The 19,461-nt window shown below is 73.2% G+C and carries 18 protein-coding genes; 9 read left to right on the top strand and 9 right to left on the bottom strand.

Going from position 1 to position 19,461, the window contains the following annotated elements; translation table 11 throughout:
• Positions 1-151 precede the first annotated feature (151 nt).
• Positions 152-1,387, top strand: a complete 1,236-nt coding sequence (locus tag ACIBUY_RS25100) for a cytochrome P450 (protein ID WP_365574522.1) — start codon at positions 152-154, stop codon at positions 1,385-1,387.
• Between the two features lie 3 nt (positions 1,388-1,390).
• Here the strand turns inward: ACIBUY_RS25100 and ACIBUY_RS25095 are convergent, their stop codons facing one another.
• The 3 genes from ACIBUY_RS25095 to ACIBUY_RS25085 form a co-directional block, all read right to left on the bottom strand.
• On the bottom strand, positions 1,391-2,287 hold the full coding sequence (locus ACIBUY_RS25095; RefSeq protein ID WP_399153767.1) for a TIGR03619 family F420-dependent LLM class oxidoreductase: 897 nt from the start codon (positions 2,285-2,287) through the stop codon (positions 1,391-1,393).
• Positions 2,288-2,338: 51 nt separating this feature from the next.
• A complete protein-coding gene (locus ACIBUY_RS25090) occupies positions 2,339-2,551 on the bottom strand; it encodes a DUF5999 family protein (RefSeq protein ID WP_365574528.1) in 213 nt (70 codons plus the stop codon).
• 141 nt (positions 2,552-2,692) lie between these two features.
• Positions 2,693-3,292 (bottom strand): ABATE domain-containing protein, encoded by a 600-nt coding sequence (locus tag ACIBUY_RS25085; RefSeq protein ID WP_365574531.1) that lies wholly within the window; start codon positions 3,290-3,292, stop codon positions 2,693-2,695.
• 120 nt (positions 3,293-3,412) lie between these two features.
• Here ACIBUY_RS25085 and ACIBUY_RS25080 point away from each other — a divergent pair, with 120 nt between their 5' ends.
• Positions 3,413-4,645, top strand: coding sequence for a SufS family cysteine desulfurase (locus ACIBUY_RS25080; protein ID WP_399153800.1), 1,233 nt, complete (start codon positions 3,413-3,415; stop codon positions 4,643-4,645).
• Positions 4,646-4,663: 18 nt separating this feature from the next.
• On the opposite strand, the gene ACIBUY_RS25075 is transcribed toward ACIBUY_RS25080, so the two are convergent.
• Entirely contained in the window at positions 4,664-5,536 is an 873-nt protein-coding gene (locus ACIBUY_RS25075) for a universal stress protein (protein WP_399153766.1), read from the bottom strand.
• Between the two features lie 256 nt (positions 5,537-5,792).
• Here ACIBUY_RS25075 and ACIBUY_RS25070 point away from each other — a divergent pair, with 256 nt between their 5' ends.
• From ACIBUY_RS25070 to ACIBUY_RS25060, 3 genes are all read left to right on the top strand, one after another.
• Positions 5,793-6,380 (top strand): hypothetical protein, encoded by a 588-nt coding sequence (locus ACIBUY_RS25070; RefSeq protein WP_365574536.1) that lies wholly within the window; start codon positions 5,793-5,795, stop codon positions 6,378-6,380.
• 261 nt (positions 6,381-6,641) lie between these two features.
• Positions 6,642-7,103 carry a cyclic nucleotide-binding domain-containing protein gene (locus tag ACIBUY_RS25065; protein ID WP_365574539.1) on the top strand — a complete coding sequence of 154 codons (462 nt, stop codon included), beginning with the start codon at positions 6,642-6,644 and terminating at the stop codon, positions 7,101-7,103.
• 101 nt (positions 7,104-7,204) lie between these two features.
• Positions 7,205-7,906 carry a response regulator transcription factor gene (locus tag ACIBUY_RS25060; RefSeq protein ID WP_365574542.1) on the top strand — a complete coding sequence of 234 codons (702 nt, stop codon included), beginning with the start codon at positions 7,205-7,207 and terminating at the stop codon, positions 7,904-7,906.
• Positions 7,907-7,943: 37 nt separating this feature from the next.
• On the opposite strand, the gene ACIBUY_RS25055 is transcribed toward ACIBUY_RS25060, so the two are convergent.
• A complete protein-coding gene (locus ACIBUY_RS25055) occupies positions 7,944-9,674 on the bottom strand; it encodes a GAF domain-containing protein (RefSeq protein WP_365574545.1) in 1,731 nt (576 codons plus the stop codon).
• 75 nt (positions 9,675-9,749) lie between these two features.
• Positions 9,750-12,122 carry an ATP-binding protein gene (locus ACIBUY_RS25050; protein ID WP_399153765.1) on the bottom strand — a complete coding sequence of 791 codons (2,373 nt, stop codon included), beginning with the start codon at positions 12,120-12,122 and terminating at the stop codon, positions 9,750-9,752.
• Positions 12,123-12,441: 319 nt separating this feature from the next.
• Between ACIBUY_RS25050 and ACIBUY_RS25045 the strand changes: the two genes are divergently transcribed.
• Entirely contained in the window at positions 12,442-13,149 is a 708-nt protein-coding gene (locus ACIBUY_RS25045) for a PP2C family protein-serine/threonine phosphatase (RefSeq protein WP_365574554.1), read from the top strand.
• Here ACIBUY_RS25045 and ACIBUY_RS25040 read toward each other — a convergent pair.
• The gene (locus ACIBUY_RS25040) at positions 13,114-14,025 is read right to left on the bottom strand and encodes a LysR family transcriptional regulator (protein ID WP_365574557.1); all 912 of its coding nucleotides are present in this window, start codon (positions 14,023-14,025) and stop codon (positions 13,114-13,116) included. The genes ACIBUY_RS25045 and ACIBUY_RS25040 overlap by 36 nt on opposite strands.
• Positions 14,026-14,105: 80 nt before the next feature.
• Here ACIBUY_RS25040 and ACIBUY_RS25035 point away from each other — a divergent pair, with 80 nt between their 5' ends.
• A complete protein-coding gene (locus ACIBUY_RS25035) occupies positions 14,106-15,332 on the top strand; it encodes an MFS transporter (RefSeq protein WP_365574560.1) in 1,227 nt (408 codons plus the stop codon).
• Positions 15,333-15,367: 35 nt separating this feature from the next.
• On the top strand, positions 15,368-16,009 hold the full coding sequence (locus ACIBUY_RS25030; RefSeq protein ID WP_399153764.1) for an NAD(P)-dependent oxidoreductase: 642 nt from the start codon (positions 15,368-15,370) through the stop codon (positions 16,007-16,009).
• 12 nt (positions 16,010-16,021) lie between these two features.
• Here the strand turns inward: ACIBUY_RS25030 and ACIBUY_RS25025 are convergent, their stop codons facing one another.
• The gene (locus ACIBUY_RS25025; RefSeq protein ID WP_399153763.1) at positions 16,022-17,800 is read right to left on the bottom strand and encodes a coagulation factor 5/8 type domain-containing protein; all 1,779 of its coding nucleotides are present in this window, start codon (positions 17,798-17,800) and stop codon (positions 16,022-16,024) included.
• Positions 17,801-18,025: 225 nt separating this feature from the next.
• Complete coding sequence (locus ACIBUY_RS25020; protein ID WP_365574568.1) at positions 18,026-18,577, bottom strand: DUF4232 domain-containing protein; 552 nt, start codon at positions 18,575-18,577, stop codon at positions 18,026-18,028.
• A gap of 127 nt (positions 18,578-18,704) precedes the next feature.
• Here ACIBUY_RS25020 and ACIBUY_RS25015 point away from each other — a divergent pair, with 127 nt between their 5' ends.
• The gene (locus ACIBUY_RS25015) at positions 18,705-19,343 is read left to right on the top strand and encodes a TetR family transcriptional regulator (protein ID WP_365574571.1); all 639 of its coding nucleotides are present in this window, start codon (positions 18,705-18,707) and stop codon (positions 19,341-19,343) included.
• Positions 19,344-19,461 lie beyond the last annotated feature (118 nt).

Raw genomic sequence — 19,461 nt, 5'->3', positions numbered from 1 at the left:
ATTAGCGCAAGAATTGCGGGTTGCTTGCGTGAAGGAGGCAGGTGATCGGAAGCCGGGCGGAACGGCCACGGGGCGTATCCGGTCGTCCGATCAGGCGGCTGCCCGACGGGCCCGGCGTGCGCCCGGGCGGACCCGGGGAAGGCATGGCCGCGTGAACGACAACCCGACCCAGACGGCCGACACGGCCCCCACGACCGACACCGTACGCGACTGGGCGCTGGAGGATCTGCCCGCGCTCACCTTCGACCCGCTGCTCGCCGACGTGCTGCGCGAGGAGCCGGTGGCACGGGTGCGCATGCCCTTCGGGCAGGAGCAGGACGCCTGGCTGGTCACCCGGTACCAGGACGTGCGCCTGGTGACCTCCGACCCCCGCTTCAGCCGCTCCGCGCTGGTCGACCGCTCGGTCAACGGCATGATGGCGCACCGCGTCGCCGCCACGGTGGGCCTCAACTACGCGGATCCGCCGGAGCACACGCGGCTGCGGAAGGTGATGACGAAGGCCTTCACCGGCCGCACCATGAAGGGCCTGCGTCCGCTCGCCGAGCGCACCGCGGCCGGGCTGCTCGACGTGATGGAGGAGGCCGGGCCGCCCGCCGATCTGGTCGCGCACCTGCACGGGCCGTTCCCGCTGACCGTCGTCAGCGATCTGCTGGGCGTCCCGCCCGAGGACCGCGCGCGGCTCGCGGACTGGCCCGACGTGATCCTGTCGGCCGGGCCAGGGCCGAAATCCAGCGAGGCCGCGAAGGAGCGCATGCGGCAGTACATCGTCGAACTCCTCGCCTCGCGCGCGGGCTCCACCGACGACGACCTCGCCTCGGTGCTCGGCCGGGCCCGGGCCGACGGCGGGATCAGCGAGGCGGAGGCCGTCTCGCTCGCCACCGCCGTGCTGGTCAGCGGTGCCCACGCGGTCCGCAACAACAGCGCGAACATGGTCTACATGCTGCTGACGCGGCCGGAGTTGGCCGACCGGCTGCGTGCGGAGCCCGAGCTGCTGCCGGGCGCGGTCGACGAACTCCTGCGCCACATCCCGCACCGCAACGGGGTCGGCCTGCCCCGGATCGCCACCGAGGACGTCGAGGTCGGCGGCGTCCTGATCCGTGCGGGCGAGGCCGTGTACGCCTCCTACCTCGCGGCCAACCGTGACCCCGAGGTCTTCCCGGACCCGGACACCGTCGACTTCGAGCGCACCGGCACGGCGCACCTCTCCTTCGGGCACGGTCCGCACCACTGCATCGGGGCGATGCTGGCCCGGATGGAGTCGGAGGTGATGCTCGCGGGGCTGCTGAACCGGTTCCCGAAGCTGCGGCTCGCGGTCGATCCGGCGGACGTCGTCTGGCAGAGCAAGGGGTTCATCCGGGGGCCGCGCGAGCTGCCGGTGGCCTGGTGAGCGTCACGGCGAGGTGAGCACCTTGTCCGCCAGCAGTTCAAGCACGCGCCGGTCGTCCTCCGCGCTGCCCCGCGCCGCCGGATCTCCCGGATAGGTGTCGAACAGGACGTGGGCGGCGCCGAGTTCGGCGAGCGTCGCGACGTCGGCGCGGATCTGGTCGAGGCTGCCGTGGCCGAGCGGCCGGTCCTCGGTGTCGGGCACGGAGCCGAGGGCCAGTTGGATCCGTGGCGCGAACCGGGGCGCGGGCCGGCCCGCGCGCTCCGCCTCCTCGGCGAGCCGGGGAAGCTGACGGCGCAGCGCCGCGAGCGTCGGGCGGAACGGGTGCCACGCCTCGCCGAGCCGGGCTGCCCGGCGCAGGGCCGCGGGGGAGTCGCCGCCGACCCAGACCGGCACGTGCGGCGACGAGGCCGCGGCAGGTGCCGTACGGACGGAGTCGAAGGACACGTACCGGCCTTCGAAGCTGCAGGGATCCTCGGTCCACGCCGCACGGATCGCGCTCAGGTACTCGTCGGTGATCGCTCCGCGCTCCTCGAAGGGGATGCCGAGCGTCCGGTATTCGGCCGCGGACCAGCCGACGCCCGCGCCGAGCACGAAGTTGCCGCCGGTCAACTGGTCGAGGTTGGCCGCGAGTCGGGCCGTGTGCAGCGGATGACGGTAGGGGATCACCGTGATCGTCGTGCCGAGGGCCAGGCCCGGCACGCGCCCGGCGAGATGCGCGGCGAGCAGGAACTGGTCGTAGAACGGGGCCGGGTAGACCTCGTGCACGTCCGGGGTGACCGCGATGTGGTCCGAGATCATCGCGAAGGTGAAGCCGAGGTCACGGGCGTCCGTGGCCTGGCGGACCAGGCTCTCGGGGGTCGTGCCGGAGCCGAAGTTGAGGAGATTCACACCGTGTCGCATGACCCGAAGTCTTGATCATTTCGAGCGGCGCGTCGACGGCGGGCGATCGATTCAGGCCGCGAGCCTCACCCGGGGTGCGCCGGTCCACAACTGCCGTACGGGGGCGACGGCGTCGCCACCGGGAAGCAGTTCACCCGTGTCGTCGAAGACGATCGTGCCGTTGCACAACAGGCTCCAGCCCTGCTCGGGGTGGGCGCAGACGACGCGGGCGGCGTCGTGGTCGGGGCGGTCGGCGGTGGGGCACGGCGGCTGGTGGGAGCACATGGGGCACCTCCTGGACGGGGCGGGTCGTTCCCTGCTCTATAAGACTGCCGCCGATGTGTGGACTCATCGACTTGGAGATGTCTCGGTTCGTCGTCAACGCGAGGACTCCTCGAGCGGATCCGTACCCGAACCCCAGATTCCTCAGCGCTCTTTGCGGGCCGCGTAGTGCCGGGCGGCCCGCACCCGGTTCCCGCACTTCGTCGTGCACCAGCGGCGGGCCGCATGGGCCCGCAGGAACCAGCGGTCGCAGCCCTGTGCCGCGCACTGCGCGAGCCGGTCCGCCTCCGCGCCTGTGAGCAGGTCCGCCGCGTCCTCGGCGAGCAGCGACAGGGCGGCCGCCGCCGGATTGCCCGTGTCCGGCTCGTCGGCGCGGTGCGGGCCGTCCGCCGGCCAGGCCAGGCGCGGGGTCGAGGGGGCCGCCGCCAGTGCCGAGTTGAAGGTCTCCAGCGCCTGTGCCGAGGGCGGCACCCCGGACTCCCTGGCCTCGAACAGCGTGCGCAGGCAGGCGCGCAGCGCGAGGAGCCGGCTCGCCTGGCGGCCGGTGAGGGCGGCCCGGTCGGGCAGCAGCTCGTGCCGGACCAGCCACAGGTGCGCGGCCTCCGCGTCCTCCAGCAGGTCCACCGGGCCGTGGCTCAGCGTGAAGCGCGTGTTCACCAAGGTCAGCGAGACGTACTCGTCCTGTCCGGGAACCGGCAGCTGATGCAGGTAGTGCGGTGCTTCGTGATCCGCGTGCTCATCCACGTCCTCATGCTAACGCTTGCCATTCTCCGTGAGGACGTCTAGCGTCCCTCACGCTTAAACGTAAGTGAAACCGTGAGAAGGTGTGTGACGAGCATGACCGGAAATGGGGAGGCGGCCGCCGTGGCCCTCGATGTCGACAAGGTCCGTGAGGACTTCCCGATCCTGCGCCGGACGCTGCGCGACGGTGCGCGCCTGGTCTACCTCGACTCCGGCGCCACCACCCACAAGCCCCTCCAGGTCCTCGACGCGGAGCGGGACTTCTACCTCACGCACAATGCGGCCGTGCACCGCGGCGCCCACCAGCTCGCCGAGGAGGCCACGGAGGCCTACGAGCAGGCGCGGGCCACGATCGCCCGCTTCGTCGGTGCCGACGCCGACGAGATCGTCTTCACCAAGAACGCCACCGAGGGCGTCAACCTCGTCGCGTACGCCCTGGAGAACGCCCGTGCCCTCGGCCCCGGCGACAAGATCGTGGTCACCGAGATGGAGCACCACGCCAACCTCGTACCGTGGCAGCAGCTCGCCGAGCGCACAGGTGCCCGCCTGGAGTGGTTCGGCCTCACCGACGACGGCCGCCTCGACCTCACGGACCTCGACCGCCTCGTCGACGACACGACGAAGGTGCTCGCCCTCACCCACCAGTCGAACGTGCTGGGCACCCTCAACCCGGTGCGTGCCCTCGCCGAGCGCGCGCACGCCGTCGGAGCGGTCGTGGTGGTCGACGGCGCCCAGTCGGTTCCCCACCGGCCCGTCGACGTACGGGAGTTGGGCGCGGACGTACTGGTCTTCTCCGGGCACAAGATGCTCGGCCCGAGCGGCGTCGGTGTGCTGTGGGGCAGGCGCGAACTGCTGGCGCAGTGGCCCCCGTTCCTCACCGGCGGCTCCATGATCGAGATCGTGGAGATGGACCGTACGACCTTCCTGCCGCCGCCCCAGCGCTTCGAGGCCGGCGTGCCGATGACCGCACAGGCCGTGGGGCTCGCCGCCGCCGTCGACTATCTGCAGGCGCTCGGCATGGACGCGGTCGCCGCGCACGAGGACCAACTCACCGCCCGTGCCCTGGAGTTGCTCGGTGAGATTCCCGGCGTACGGATCGTCGGGCCCGCCGGGTCGCACGACCGCGGCTCCGCCGTGTCCTTCACCGTCGACGGCATCCATCCGCACGACGTCGGACAGGTCCTCGACGCGCACGGGGTCGCCGTCCGCGTCGGCCTGCACTGCGCGCGCCCCCTGCACCGCCGCTACGGCATCGCGGGCACCACCCGCGCCAGCTTCTACGTCTACAACACGCTCGACGAAGTGGCGGCCCTCGCCGACGCGGTGCGGGAGGCGGTCGCCTACTTCGGGGACTGAACCGGCGCCCCCTGCGGGTCACAGGTGCGGGACGACCGCCACCGGGCTGGTGACGTGGTGCACCACCGAGTGGGCTGTGCAGCCGAGTTGGGCCGTCTCCATGCTGCGGCCGACCACGGTCAGGCTGGCCGCCGTCGACGCCTTGAGGAGATGGTGACCCGGCTGCCCGTACACCAGGCGCTCCACCACCGGCACCTCCGGGTACTTGGCGCGCCACACCTGCAGGGCCCCCGACAGTGCCCGGCGGCGCAGCGTCTCGCGGCGCGCCGCGTCGCCCGGCTGTGCGTCGCCCGCCCCGGTCCCGCGCAGCGGCGGCAGCGTCCAGGCGTGCAGCGCGTGCAGCCGTGTGCCGCGCAGGGCCGCGGCTTCGAAGGCGTACGAGAGGAGTTCGTCGGCGGGGGCCGTCACGTCCAGGCCCACGACGACCGGCAGGAACCCCGCCCCGCCGGGCATGTGCTCGTCCTGCGGCAGACCGCCCGCGCGCACCAGGACCACCGGCCGGTCGCAGCGCGACGTCACCGCGAGAGCCACCGAGCCGACCAGGAACCCCGAGTACCCGGTGAATCCGCGCGAGCCGAGCACCAGCGTCTCCGACTCCGTGGCGGACTCCAGCAGGGCGGACGTCGGGGGTGCGGGCCTGCGCCGGGCGATGATCTCCAACGCCGGGTGGGTGTAGGAGAGTTCGAGCGCGACCCGGTTCAGGACGCCGCGCCCGGGAAGGTCGACGTCGGGCGGCGGGCAGGCCAGCCGCTCCCCGTTGTCTGCGTTGTCTGCATGCAGCAGCCGCAGCGGCAGACCACGCCGCAGCGCCTCGCGGGCCGCCCAGTGCGCGGCGGCCATGCTCTCGCGCGAACCATCCGTTCCGACGGTCAGGACGCGGGTGCTGGTCATGACGGAACCTCTCCGTGACGATGACGCGGGCAGGTGCTCCGGTGCGGGTTCCACGCAAAGAGGCGCTCACGCGTGCCGATCCCGGGCACCCGGCGCACGCGGTGCGCCCGGTGCGGGGCGGGTGGGCGTGCAACGGACCGTCCCATCCACGCCGGGTCTGCCGGGAGAGGCGAACCGGCCCTGGCCGAGGGGTCGTTCGGCCCCTGTGCCGGGCCTCACCGGCAGCGGAGCGTGGGCCGGGAGCAGGGAGGCCGCCATGAGGACGTGCAGGCCGAGGCGTGCGGTGCGCGGCAATCCGATGCGCCGCAGGTCGGACGTGGTCGAGGCATGGGCGGCCCTGGTCCTCGGCACGCTCGCCCTGCTGGTCGCCCCCGCCGCGGGCGCCGTGGCCGGCTGGGCGGCCCACGCCGACGCCCGCGACCACCTGCGTGCCCAGCAGGCGTCGCGCCGTCCGCAGCAGGCCCGGCTGATCGAGGACGCTCCGGACGTCGTGCCCGCTGCCAGCGGCGTCCAGGACCGGCTGACCTACGGAGTCGTCGTGCGCTGGACGGACGGGACCGGCCGGACGATCACCGCCGATGCCCCCGTTCTGGCGGGGCTGGACCGTGGCGACCCCACCACGGTCTGGCTCGATCGCGGGGGAGCGGTCACGACGGCCCCCTGGACCGGCGACGACGTCTGGTCGCACACCCTCGCCGCGGGGTTCCTGGTCACCGCGACCACGGCGGGCCTCGCCGTCACCAGCAGGCTGCTCCTGCACCAGGTCCTCGCCCGCCGCCGACTGGCCCAGTGGGAACAGGAGTGGCGCCGGGTCGAACCGCAGTGGGGGCATCGCGGGGTCTGAAGTCCCCCGCCCGGGCGGGAAGTTGATCCGTGCCGGGACCACTCGCGGGGGACGCGGAACCGACAGGCCCACCGCCCGGAGCCGTTCGGCCCCTGGTCGGCGGCGCCTGGAGCGGCGATGGTCGAAACAGCGCACGACGGCAGTCCGGCCAGTGCGACGGCCGCCGCCGGGGCCACGCGCCGACCCACGCGGCCCCGGCGGCGAACCCGCCGGAGGGAAGCGTTCCCAGGCGTCGTGCCGCGACCCCGAAGGAGGCCGCACATGACCACCACGGCCCCGCGCATGAGCCAGGCCCTGCCCGACGAGCACCGCCTCAGGCTCATGAGCATCGCCCGCGAGGTGGCCTTCCCGCCGGACGCCCGGCTGTTCGAGGAGGGCTCGCGCGCCGACCGCTTCTGGATCCTGCGCAGCGGCAGCGTCGCCCTCGACATGCGGGTCCCCGGACGGCGCGCGCCGATCGTCGAATCGCTCGGCCGCGGCGAGCTCGTCGGCTGGTCCTGGCTGTACCCGCCCTATGTGTGGCAGCTCGGTGCACAGGCCGAAACCCCGGTGCGGGCCCACGAGTTCGACGCCTTCACCGTCCGTCTGATGTGCGCCTCCGACCCCGGGCTCGGCTCGTTCGTCGCCCAATGGGTCGGCCGGGTCCTCGCCCACCGGCTGAGCATCACCCGCTCCCGGCTCCTCGACCTCTACGCGCCCTACGGGTCCGGCGCCGTCGCCTGACACGTCGTACCCGCCCGCCGGGCCGATCGGGCCCGTTCGGCCCTGGCGGATCACTCCCCGCGGCCCCAGGATCTAGGGGACGTCACAGCCGAGGGGGACGCATGTCCGAGTCACGCAGCTTCTCCATGGACCGTCCCGTGCGCATTCTGCTCCTCGACGACCACGAAGTGGTGCGCCGAGGGCTGCGCGACCTGCTGGGCGCCGAGCCCGACCTGGAGGTCGTCGGCGAGGCCGCCACCGCGGCGCAGGCCCTCGCCCGGGGGCCCGCGCTGCGGCCCGACGTCGCCGTGCTCGACGTACGTCTTCCCGACGGTGACGGCATCACGGTCTGCCGTGAACTGCGCGGCCTGCTCCCCGAGTTGAGCTGCCTGATGCTGACGTCGTTCGACGACGACGACGCGCTCCTCGACGCCATCATGGCGGGCGCGGCCGGCTATGTGCTCAAGCAGATCAAGGGCTCCGACCTGGTCTCCGCCGTACGCACCGTCGCCTCGGGGCAGTCGATGCTCGACCCGTCGACGACGGCACGCCTCATGCGCAGCCTGCGCGGGCCCGAGGCCGGCGTCGTGGGCGAGAGCGACGACGGCGTCGACGGCCAGCTCGCCGAACTCACCGAGCGCGAGCGGGACATCCTGGCGCTCGTGGGCGAGGGGCTCACCAACCGGCAGATCGGCCTCAGGCTGTTCCTGTCCGAGAAGACGGTGAAGAACAACATCTCGCGGCTGCTCGCCAAGCTGGGCGTGGAGCGGCGGATCCAGGCCGCCGTGATGGCCAGCAGACTGCCGCCGTCCGCATCACGCTGAGACCCCGCGGGGCGAGGACGACGTACCCGACGGACCGTCAACTCCCGTTCTTCAGCGGCACGCACCACTCGAGGCGCGTGCCGCCGCTCTCGCGCACCGAGGCGGTCAGCGTGCCGCCCCGGCTCGTGGCGCGCGCCGCCAGGTTCGCCAGACCGCTGCGGTCCTCCTGCGCCACGTCCGGGATGCCGACGCCGTCGTCCTCCACGGTCAGCGTCAGCACCCCGCCGCGTACGACGAGCGCCACCTCGGCCGCCGACGCGCGCGCGTGCCGCGCCACGTTCGTCAGGGCCTCGCCCAGCACCGCCACGACGTCGTCGGCGACCGGCCCCGGCACCTCCACGTCGATCAGACCCTCCATGCGCAGCGCCGGGGTGAACCCGAGGACCTGCGCCGCGTCCTCCACGGACCGCACCGTACGCACCCGCAGCCCCGCGCCGGTCGGCGGCGTGTGCCGCTCGCGCAGCCCGAAGATCGTCGAGCGGATGATCTTGATGGTGGTGTCCAGGTCGTCGACGGCCCGCATCAGCCGCTCCGCCGCCTCCGGGTGCTGGACGAACCGCTGCGCGCTCTGCAGCGTCATCCCGGTCGCGAACAGCCGCTGGATCGCCAGGTCGTGCAGGTCCCGCGCGATCCGGTCCCGGTCCTCGAGCAGGCTCATCTGCTCGGCGTCGCGGCGCCGGTCCGCCAGCTCCAGGGCGAGCGCGGCCTGTCCGGCGAACCCGACCAGCGGCGTCAGCTCGGCGGCCACGAACGGCCCCCGCCCCGCCCGCCTGGCCAGGGTGAGCACCCCGCGCACCGTGTCCCCCTTGCCGATGGGCACGGCCACCGCGGGACCCAGGCCCTCCCAGCGGGACGGCTGGTAGGTGATGCGGGGGTCCTTGCGGACGTCGTCCGACGTGACCAGCTCGCCCGCGGCCAGGGCGGCGCCCGCGAAGGTGCCGCGGCGCGGCAGCGTCACGTCGTGGTGCGGCGTGGCGTGCTGCCCCTGTGCCAGCGTCTCGTGCAGCTCGTCGGTGCCCGGCACGACGAGCGCGACGAGCCCGAGGTCCGCGGCGGCGATCTCCCGCGCCCGCTCCACCATCACCCGCAGCACCGGCAGTTCGTCCGTGCCCGACAGCAGGTTCCCGGTGAACTCGGCGCTCAGCTGCAGCCAGCGCTCGCGCAGCCGGACCTCCTCGAACAGCCGCGCGTTCTCGATCGCGACGCCGGCCGCGGCGCCGAGCGTCTGCAGCACCGCCACGTCCTCGTCGTCGAAGTCGACTCCGCCGCGCTTCTGCGTGAGGTACAGATTCCCGAACACGTCGTCCCGCACCCGGATGGGGACGCCCACGAAGGTGTGCATCGGCGGGTGGTGGGCGGGGAACCCCGACGACGCGTGGTGCTCGGCCAGTTCGGAGAGCCGCAGCGGCTCCGGGTGCCGGATCAGCTCACCGAGCAGCCCGTGCCCCGACGGCAGGTCGCCGATCTTGGCCCGCAGGTCGTCGCTGATTCCGACCGGCAGGAACTGCGACAGCATGCGCCGGTCCTCGCCGATCACGCCGAGCGCCCCGTACTCGGCGTCGACCAGGACCACCGCCGCCTCCACGATGCGCCTCAGCACCTGCGAGAGGTTCAGCTCCTGGCCGACGGAGAGGACCGCCTCCAGTAGTCCTTGGAGGCGGTTGCGAGTGCCGCGTACGGCATCGATGCGGACCTGGAGTTCCTCGAGCAGTTCGTCGAGCCGCAGCCTCGGCAGCGGTCCTGGCCCCCGGCTTGCGTCGTCGCCCATCCGGCCTCCGCGGGACCTCGGTGGTGCGTGCTCCACTCACGGTAGCGGCTGAGGGCGCCGCCATGACCTGGTTCGTCACACCTCGGGGCGGGGAACGCGCGCATCCGCCTCCTGTGACCCGTGCAGCGCGGCGATCTGGGAACGGGAGGTGAAGCCGAGCTTGGTGAGGATGTGCTCCACGTGCGAGTCCACCGTCCGCTTGGAGACGACGAGTTCGGCGGCGATCTCCCGGTTGGTGAGGTCCCGGCTGACGAGCGCGGCGACCTGCCGCTCGCGCGGCGTGAGCCCCTCCGCCGGACCCGGTCGCTGAGCCGGGACGTCCGGGGCGAGCGCGGACTCCTCGGCGAGCGCCACGTCGACCACGGTGTCGAGCGGCAGCCGGCCGCCCTCCTCGAACGCGTCGTGGTACCCGTCGGCGCCGAGCGCGGAGCGGGCCTGCCCGGCGGCGTCCGCGTGCAGCCCGTGCAGCACCGGGATCCCGAACCGGGCCTCCTTCACGGACCTGCGCCACAGGGCGTCCGCCGCGCCCTGCAGCGCCGCGACCCGCTCGAAGTGCCGCAACTGCGCCGCGTGCCAGGCGAGTCCCTCGAGGAAGTGGGCGAGGCCCATCAGATCGTGCAACGCCGCCTTGCTGCGCAGACCCTCGCGGGAGCAGGCGACGGCGGCGTCGTGATCGCCCTTCAGCCACAGGCCCACGCTCTTGACCCACAGCGCCCAGCCGCGCGCCCACTGCTCGGCGGGATGCACCGCGCCCCGGGCGAGCGAGTCGTCGCACCAGGCGATGCCCTTCTCGTGCTCCCCGTCGAGGATCAGCATGAAGCCGCCGTAGAAGCCGAGCATCAGCAGACCCGTGTCGTCGCCGAGCCCCGTCATCCGCGTGCGGGCCTCCTCGAAGTCGGCGGCGCAGCCCTCCATCTGCCCCAGGAAATAGCGGCGGTGCGCCTGGAAGGCGAGCGTCCACGCGGCGCCGACCGGATCGCCGATGCGGGCCGCGAGCGCCTCGGCCTCCTTCAACAGGGCCTCGTTCCCGCCGCGTTCGCCCTGGATGTCCATGTACCAACTGGTCAGCCAGAGCGCTTTCACTCGTACGGGTGTCTCGTCGCGGCAGCCGTCCAGGGTGCGCCGCAGCCAGTAGCGGCCCTCGGTCAGCAGGCCCGTGGTGTGCCAGTACCCCCACAGGTCCGTCGCCATCTGGAGCCCCTTGCAGGCCAGTTGGGGCGAGGCGACGCAGTACTCCAGCGCGACCCGGACGTTCGCCCGGTCGCGGACCAGCGCGCGCAGCAGCGGGATCTGCGCGTCGCCCGTCCACTCCTGCTCGAAGCAGTGGGCCACGTCCAGGAAGTACGCGAGATGGCGGCGCCGCGTGCGCTCCCCGTCGCCGAGCGCGTCGAGCTGCTCCCGGCCGAACTCGCGGATGGTGTCGAGCATCCGGTAGCGCGTGCCCTCGGGCGTCTCCACGCGGATCACGACCGACTTCTCGACCAGACCGATCAGCGAGGTCAGCACGTCGTCGGCCGACAGCGTGGATTCCTCGGGCGCGTCGGGTGCGTCACCGCACACCGCCTCCGCCGCCTGCAGGCTCAACTCGCCCGCGAACACGGACAGTCGGGCCCACAGCAGCCGCTCCGACTCCGTGGACAGGTCGTGGCTCCAGCCGATCGCCGTACGCAGGGTCTGATGACGCGGCACCGTCGTGCGGCGCCCGCCCGCGAGCAGCCGGAACCGGTCGTCGAGCCGGGTCAGCATCTCGTCGAGGGAGAGCACCCGCAGCCGGGACACGGCCAGTTCGATGGCGAGCGGGATCCCGTCGAGACGCCGGCACAGGGCGAGCACCTCGGCCCGGTTGTCGTCGTTCACCGTGAAGCCGGGCACCGCGGCGCACGCCCGGTCCGCGAACAGGGTCAGCGCGTCGCAGGCGGGGCCCGTGGCGCCGTCGGCCGGATCGGGCACCCCGAGCGGCCCGATCGCGAGGACGTGCTCGCCGGCCACGTCGAGGGGCTGTCTGCTCGTGGCCACGATCCGCAACCCCGGTGCAGCGCGCAGCAGTTCGTCGCAGAGCATCGCGCACGCGTCGACCAGGTGCTCGCACGTGTCGAGCAGCAGCAGGAGCTCCTGGTCCTCGAGGTGGGCGGCGATCACCTCGAGCGTGGGGCGAGCCGTTTGTTCCGGCAGATCGAGCGCCGCGGCGACCGTGTTTGCGAGCAGCTCCGGGTCGCTCAGCGCCGACAGTTCGACCAGCTGCACCCCCGAGGCGAAGTCCTCGCGCAACGCGTGCGCGGCCCGCACCGCCGTGCGCGTCTTGCCCACACCGCCGGGGCCGGTCAGCGTCACCAGCCGGGCCCGCGTCAGCAGCTGCGCCAACTGCGCCAGCTCCCGGCGGCGTCCGACGAAACTGGTGGCCTCGGCGGGCAGTTCGCCCGACGGGCGACGACCGGCACTGCGCTTCATGACAGGTCTCACTCCGTACGACTGCGGGCGCCACGGCACATCTTGTGCCGCCACGCTAGAACGATCACGCCGATTCCCGGACGGCTTCGGCGGATCCTCCCGCATGCGCGCACCGGAGGTGGGAAGCTGCGCCTTTCCCGTACGGCCGTTGACGCCGCTTGACATCCGACCCGCACACGCTGCGCACATCCTGTGCGCAGTTCGGGGAATTCGTCACACAGCGCGCCCGGATGACTACACTTCCCGGGATCGCACCGGCCGTACCCCCACTGATTCGTCCGCCGGAGCCGCCCTCGCGGCTCTCCCTCGGAAGGCCTCCATGACCGCCCGCCCGCGCACGCCCAGCTCGCACCCGGACACGGTCGGCACCCTGCGGGTCAGCGCCCGCCGCCTGACCTCGGGTGCCGGGCACGACGGCGGCGGCGACCTGCACGGAGTCGTCGACACCCCGTTCGGCACCCGGCTGCTGATCGGCGACGTCATGGGCAAGGGGCCCGAACTCTCCCGCACCGCCGACGCGGTGCTCCAGGCCTGGCGTCAACTCGCGCAGCAGCAGCGGTCGTTGGAGGTGCTCGCGGTGCGGCTGCACTCCCTGGTGACGCACTCCGACGACCCGGACCGGTTCGTCACCGCCACCCTCGTCACGATCGCGCAGGACCGCAGCGCCGAGCTCGTCTGCTGCGGCCACCCGCCGCCACTGCTGCTGCGGGGCGGCGGCGCCGTGCCCGCCGCGGTGCCCGCACCCGCGCCCCCGCTCGGCCTGCTCGACCTCGCCCACGGCTGGTGCGCCGCGCAGCCGATACTGTCCAGCGCCTGGGACCGGATGCTGCTCCACACGGACGGCGCCTCCGAGGCGCGCGACGCCACCGGCACCTTCTACCCCCTCGCCGAACGCGCCGCCGAACTCAGCCGCACGCCCCTCGCCGTCTTCACCTCCGCGCTCGCGGGCGACCTGCTGCACCACGCGCAGGGCAGGCTCCAGGACGACGCGTCACTCCTCGCCGTCGAGTCCGCGCCCGTCGGCTAGCGGTACCGATTCCAGGAACGCGGCCGCCGCGGGCGAGCGCCGCGTCCGGCTGAACACCAGGCGCTCCTCCCGGGTCGGCCCGTCCCGCAGCGGCACCACCGCAAGACCCGGCAGCCGGTCCACGAGCCGCGACGGCAGCAGCGCGATCCCGAGCCCGCCGCGCACCAGCTCGGCGATGAAGCCCAGGGCACTGGCCTCGAACGCCACCTCGCGCCGCAGCCCCGCCGCGGCGAACGCGCCGTCGGTCTGCGCCCGCGGCGCCCGCCCCGGCGGAAAGTCCACGAACGCCTCGTCCGTGAGCTGCTCCAGCGGCACCGGCGCGCCGGAGGCCCGCGCCGCGAGCCGGTGACCGGGCGCCACGACCGCCACGTGCCGGTCCACCGCGAGCGTCCGGCTCTCCAGCGCCGGATCGGCGAGGCGGAACGAGGGCGGCACGCCCAGGAACGCCAGATCGAGCGTCCCCTCCCGCACCCCGCGCGCCAGCTCCTCGCTCATCCCGTCCATCAGCCGCATCGTGACCTGCGGATGACGGTCGTGGTAGGCGCGCATCAGGCCCGGCACGTCGACCGCCGTCACCGTCGCGATCGCCCCGACGGCGAGCCGCCCGCGGATCTCCCCGGTCGCCGCCGCGACCTCCGCCCTGGCCCGCTCCGCCGCCTCGAGCGCCTGGCGCGCGGCCGGCAGGAACGCCTCACCCGCCGCGGTCAGCCGCACCCGCCGGCTCGTCCGCTCGAACAGCCGCGCCCCGAGCTCCTTCTCCAGCTTCCCGATCTGATGGCTCAGCGCCGACTGGACCACGAGACACCGCTCGGCGGCCCGGGTGAACCCGCCGGTCTCGGCGACGGCGACGACATAGCGCAACTGCTGCAACTCCATGCGATCCATCGTGATCTGCGATCGCTGGGATGACAAGGATGTGTTGGACTCATGAATGGAGTGGGCCGCACGCTGAGTCCATGACACAGCTGACTGCCCGTCCGCAGCCGGGAGTTCACCCCCTGGCGACCCCCGCCCAGGCCGCAGGACCGCGCCGGAGCCTGCTCCTCCTCATGGCCGTCGCCACCGGCCTGTCCTGCGCGGGCAACTACGTGGCACAGCCCCTGCTCGACCTCATCTCCCGCGATCTGCACATCGGCAGCGTCCTGGCCGGACTCCTCGTCACCGCGTCCCAGGCCGGGTACGCGCTCGGCCTGATGCTGCTCGTGCCGCTCGGCGACGTCGTCGACCGCCGCCGCCTCACGGTGACCCTGTTCGCCGCGACCGCCCTGTTCCTCACGGTCTCCGCCCTCGCGCCGAGCGGCCCGATCCTGCTCGCGGGCACCGTCCTCACGGCCCTGACCTCGGTCGGCGCCCAGGTCGTCGTCGCGCACACCGCGGCCCTGGCGAGCGCCGACAGCCGGGGCCGCGCCGTCGCCACCGTCGTCTCCGGCATCCTGCTCGGCGGCCTGCTCGCCCGCACCGCCGCGGGCGGCCTGTCCGAACTGGGCGGCTGGCGCACCGCGTACTGGGTCCTCGCCGTCCTCATGGCGGGCGCCGCCGTCACCCTGCACCGCGTCCTGCCGCAGCTCCCGGTCACCGCGGCCCTGCGCTACCCGGCGCTGCTCCGCTCCACCCTCGCCCTGCTGCGCGAGGAGCCCGTACTGCGCCGCCGCGCCGTCCTCGGGGCCCTTTCCCTGGCGTCGTACAGCGTCCAACTCACCGCGCTCACCTTCCTGTTGGCCGCCGAGCCCTTCCACTGGTCGGCGCCCGCGATCGGCCTGTTCGGCCTCGTCGGCGCGGTGGGCGTGCTCACGATGACGTTCGCGGCGCGGCTCGGCGACCGCGGCCACGTGCACAAGGTCACCGGCGCCGCGACCGCCTTCCTGCTCACCGGCTGGCTGGTCCTGCTCGCGGGAGAGCGCTCCCTGGCCTGGCTCGCGGTCGGCGTCGTCGCCCTCAACATCGGCCAGCAGGCCGTCCTCAACAGCTGCCAGACCGTCCTGTACGCGCTGCGTCCCGAGGCCCGCAGCCGGATCAACTCCGCCTTCATGACGTGCTTCTTCCTCGGCGGCGCCCTCGGCTCGGCCCTTGCCTCCGTCGTCTGGGCCGCCGCCGGCTGGCCCGGCGTGTGCGCCCTGGGCGCCGCCCTCGCGGCAGGAGCCGTCGCGGTCTGGGCAGGGGACACCACCCGCCGCACCCGCTGACTGTCCATCGCCTTCCCCGTAGTTGAGGAGCCACCGTGAACATCACCGTCTTCGGAGCCGCGGGCACCGCAGGCCGCCGCATCGTCGCCGAAGCCCTCTCCCGCGGGCACCGCGTCACCGCCGTCGTGCGTGACCCGGCCCGTGCCGCCGAACTGCCCGCGGGGGCGCACGTGGCCACCGGCGACGCCGCCGACCCGGACAGCGTGGCCCGGCTCGCGGCCGGACAGGACCTGGTGATCTCCGCGACCCGGCCCGCGCCCGGCCGCGAGCCCGAACTGGCCGCCGTCACCCGGTCGTTGCTCACCGGCCTGCACGCAACGGGCGTACGCCTCCTGCTCGTCGGCGGCGCCGCCGGCCTGGTCGTGCCCGGCACCGGCGGCGCCACCGTGGTCGACGCCCCCGGCTTCCCGGCCGCCCTGCGCCCCATCGCGCTGGCCTGCAACGACCAGCTCGACGCCTGCCGCACGAGCACCCGCGACGTCGACTGGGCGTACCTGAGCCCCGCCGCCCTGCTCGAACCGGGCGAGCGCACCGGCCGCTACCGGCTCGGCGCCGACGACCTGATCGTCGACGCCGAGGGGGTCTCCGCCCTGTCGATGGAGGACCTCGCGGTGGTGCTCCTCGACGAGGCCGAGCGGCCCAAGCACCACCGCACCCGGTTCACCGCGGCGTACTGAGCACGTGCCGGGTCAGGGGTAGGACACCACCGTCGAGGGCACGGTGGTGTCGCCCGAGGTGGCCGCCCCGATGTCATTGATCACGTGCTCGTACTGGCCCTTGCCGCCCAGCGACACCACCAGCAGGTCGTGGAACTTCACGCCCGGGGCGTTCGGCGCCTCGAAGCCGTGGTCCTGGCGGATCGTCGGGTCCACGTTGTAGTAGCAGTACGAGCCGAGGCCCCAACCCTCGTGCGTGGCAACGGAGTCGGCGACCTTGTACGCGGCGAAGCCCTTGACCGAGCCGTTCTGGACCGCGGCCTGGTTCGGGGCGTCGTACGACTTCTCGTTCTGGAAGAAGATGGTGCGCCCGCGCTCGCCGTTCCACTGCACGTCGTACTTGTTGAAGTGCTCCACGAACAGGCCCGTCGCGAGGACGTCGTCACCGTTGACGACGACGCCGTAGTCGGCGCGGTTGGTCTCCCAGCCGACGCCGTCGCCGTGGTCCGCACGCCACACCCAGGTGTGGTCGACGATGGTGTGCCGCGCGTTGACCACCATGCTGGTGGTGGCCCTGCCCGCGCCCGCGCCGCCGATGCGCACGAACACGTCCTGCACGGTGATCGGATCGCCCGAGTGGTCGGCGGACGCGCCCTGCGGGCCGATCTCGAGCAGGGTGGGGGAGTTGACGGCCCCCGCGTCCACGAGGAACCCGGCGAGCCGCACCCCGTCGACGTCCGCGACCTTCAGGGCGGTGGTCCCGCCGTCCGGGACGAGCGTGGCGAAGCCGAGCCCGAGGACGACCGTGCCCGCGCGGTTCACCTGGATCGGCGCGTCGAGGTGGTAAATGCCGGGCGTGAGAAGGAGGTTGAGGCCCTGGGCCAGCGCGGCGTTGAGCGTCCCCGCGCTGTCCCCGGGCTTGGCGACGTAGAACTGCGTGAGCGGGACGGACGTGCCGCGCGGCGTTCCGCCGCCCCACGTCGTGCCGCGCGCGTTCGTCCGCTTCTCCGGCAGGAACACCTTGTAGTCGGCGCCGTCCAGATACAGGAAGGGCTTCTCGCGGGAGACCGGAGTCGTGTCGAGCGTGGTGTACGGCGGGTTCGGGAAGGTCTGCGCGGGCGCGCCCTCGACGCCGGAGAACACCATGTTCCACACGGCGTTGGCCCAGCCGCCCACGGACGAGTCACGGGTGTACCACTGCTGCTGCGAGTACGGGCCCACGCTGCCGTCGATCCGGCTGTCGGCGATGTAGCCGCCGGAGGCCCAGCCGTAGCCGTCGGGCGCCAGGTTGAGGCCGCCGCGCACGTGCATCCGGCGGAACGGCGCGGCCTGCGCGACCGCCCACCGGTCCGTGCCGCTGACCGGGACCAGGGCGAGGTTCTCCGCGCTGCGCCAGAAGTTCTGCGTGGCGTTGCCGCTGAACCAGCCCGCGTCGACCGTCACGTCACCGTTGATGGTGGTGTCGTCGGGGGAGAGGCCGAGGCCGGATATTGAGGTGTAGAAGCCTATTTGGGCGTTGAGGCCGCTGTAGCTGCCCGGCTTGAAGAGGAGTTGGTAGCGGCCGGTGCCGAACTGCGCGGACTCCTGCTGCTTGAAGACCTCGTCCAGCTTGGCCTGGATGCCGGGCGTGGACGGGTCGAAGACGATCACGTTGGGCCCGAGGTCGCCGCCGCCCGCGAGGGCCTCGTGGGGGTGGGCGGTGTCGGCGGACGCCACGGCCGTGCCGAGCGCGGGCAGGGCCGCGGACGCGGCGACCGCGCCGAGAACGGTGCGCCGGGACAGCGAAGCAGAGGGCGTGCGGGGTGGGGTCACAGCGGCTCTCCTGGTTCAGAAAGTGAACGAGTGGGGGTGTGGGAGCGCTCTCTCGGCGACGAATGCTTCAGCTGTGTGAAGCGAGCGTCAAGAGTGGTGACCGAACTTCTCGGGATTCATGGGGTCCCACCCCCAACAAAAGCCCCAGAAAGGGTAGTTGGAGCTTCAGGAGATGACAGGAACGGATGACGAGAGGGGCAGGAGGAGGCGACCGGAACGGCTCGCTCAGGCGGCGAAGCTGTTCCGGCCCGTCGTCTGCTCGATGAGGACCTGCACGGCCCGCGCGGGCGACGACTGCCACAGGGTCGTCACCGGCTCCCAGACCCGGACGCCCGCCGGGGCGCCCAGCTTGATCGCCGCGAAGGTGTGCCCCTCGTGGTCCGGCACGGCGGCCACGTTCACGGTGGGTACGGTGCGTGCCTCCGCGTCCGCGTCCTCGGAGTCGGAGACCGAGCGCACCGCGGCGTAGGCAGTGGCGTGCGCGGCCAGGGTCCGTCCGGCGTGCGGCACGGTCGGCAGCGGCACGGCCGCCCCGTCGAGATCGCCGTACGTGACCGTCGGGACGCGGTCGACCAGGCAGGCCCGCCCGGAGTCGTTGCGCACGCTCAGCTCGAGCACGTCGTCGTGCTCGTCGGAGGGTGCGGCCCGCACGGTGAGGTCCTTCTCCGCGCACCGCGGCAGGGCAGCGGCGGTGGTGTCCGCCCAGGCGGCCGGGACGGCGAAGGCGGTCAGGGCGAGGCTGGCGACCGTGGCCGCGGTGACAGTGCGTACGCGCATCGAGGGTCCCCAGTTTGATTGCCGCAATACGGACATACGAGGCTAACTCGGAAGGGCGTGTCTGTACATGTGCGCAGCGTGGGGGTGGAGTGACCGCAAGTTTGCACGGTGTGCAAGAATCCACGCCGTGATCACCCCGGACCCGCAGCAGAGCGCGCCCGCCGAGGGGCTGCGGGCCCGTCGGCGTCGGCAGACGCGCGCCGAGCTGCACGCCGCGACGCTGCGGCTCGCGCGCGAGCTGGGCTTCGCGCGGATCACGGTCGAGATGATCAGCAAGGAGGTCGGGGTCTCGCCCCGTACGTTCTTCAACTACTTCCCCAGCAAGGAAGCCGCGCTCTTCGCCCTGCCCGGCAGCCTGCCGCCCGCCCTCGCGGACCGGTTCGCGCACGGGCCGGGCCGGGACACCGACTCCGTCCTGCGCGACCTCGGCGACGTGCTCGCCGACCATCTCCAGGAGGCCGCCCCCAGCCCCCAGGAGCTGGAGGACATCCTGCGGATCGCCGAAGGCGTCCCGTCCGTGCTCGCCACCTTCCTCGCCCAGTGCGAGGCGGTGGAGCGCGAGCTGGCCGGGACGATCGCCCGGCGCACCGGCACCCCGGCCGACGGCGAGGACGCCGGACTGCTCGCGGGCATCGCCATGGCGACGATGCGCAGCGGCCTGCAGCGGTGGTCGCACCGGAGCGATCACAGCGACGGCCCCGCCGCCTGCGTGCGCGCCTCGTTCGCCACGCTGCGCACCCTGCTCGGGCGGGCCGCAGTGCAGTAGGCGCGCCCCGTCCCGCGACCGCCCTCCCCGAGGCGGTCGCTCCCGTACCTCTCCCCGCACCCGCATCACCCGTGCACGGCGACCGCTCTCCCCACGCCGCACGGCCCCACGACCTGCC

The organism is Streptomyces sp. NPDC050085, from assembly GCF_044460595.1.
Classification (GTDB): Bacteria; Actinomycetota; Actinomycetes; order Streptomycetales; family Streptomycetaceae; genus Streptomyces.
Note: the sequence above shows the minus strand (reverse complement) of the source record. Positions and strands in the feature narration are given on the sequence as shown.

What these genes read in the sequence shown, in the direction of transcription:
- ACIBUY_RS25055 (WP_365574545.1), bottom strand. Translation starts at nt 9,674, where the DNA reads ATGGGCGACGACGCAAGCCGGGGGCCAGGACCGCTGCCGAGGCTGCGG.
- ACIBUY_RS25050 (WP_399153765.1), bottom strand. Translation starts at nt 12,122, where the DNA reads ATGAAGCGCAGTGCCGGTCGTCGCCCGTCGGGCGAACTGCCCGCCGAG.
- ACIBUY_RS25060 (WP_365574542.1), top strand. Translation starts at nt 7,205, where the DNA reads ATGTCCGAGTCACGCAGCTTCTCCATGGACCGTCCCGTGCGCATTCTG.
- ACIBUY_RS25045 (WP_365574554.1), top strand. Translation starts at nt 12,442, where the DNA reads ATGACCGCCCGCCCGCGCACGCCCAGCTCGCACCCGGACACGGTCGGC.
- ACIBUY_RS25075 (WP_399153766.1), bottom strand. Translation starts at nt 5,536, where the DNA reads ATGACCAGCACCCGCGTCCTGACCGTCGGAACGGATGGTTCGCGCGAG.
- ACIBUY_RS25035 (WP_365574560.1), top strand. Translation starts at nt 14,106, where the DNA reads ATGACACAGCTGACTGCCCGTCCGCAGCCGGGAGTTCACCCCCTGGCG.
- ACIBUY_RS25090 (WP_365574528.1), bottom strand. Translation starts at nt 2,551, where the DNA reads ATGTGCTCCCACCAGCCGCCGTGCCCCACCGCCGACCGCCCCGACCAC.
- ACIBUY_RS25070 (WP_365574536.1), top strand. Translation starts at nt 5,793, where the DNA reads ATGAGGACGTGCAGGCCGAGGCGTGCGGTGCGCGGCAATCCGATGCGC.
- ACIBUY_RS25065 (WP_365574539.1), top strand. Translation starts at nt 6,642, where the DNA reads ATGACCACCACGGCCCCGCGCATGAGCCAGGCCCTGCCCGACGAGCAC.
- ACIBUY_RS25095 (WP_399153767.1), bottom strand. Translation starts at nt 2,287, where the DNA reads ATGCGACACGGTGTGAATCTCCTCAACTTCGGCTCCGGCACGACCCCC.
- ACIBUY_RS25040 (WP_365574557.1), bottom strand. Translation starts at nt 14,025, where the DNA reads ATGGAGTTGCAGCAGTTGCGCTATGTCGTCGCCGTCGCCGAGACCGGC.
- ACIBUY_RS25020 (WP_365574568.1), bottom strand. Translation starts at nt 18,577, where the DNA reads ATGCGCGTACGCACTGTCACCGCGGCCACGGTCGCCAGCCTCGCCCTG.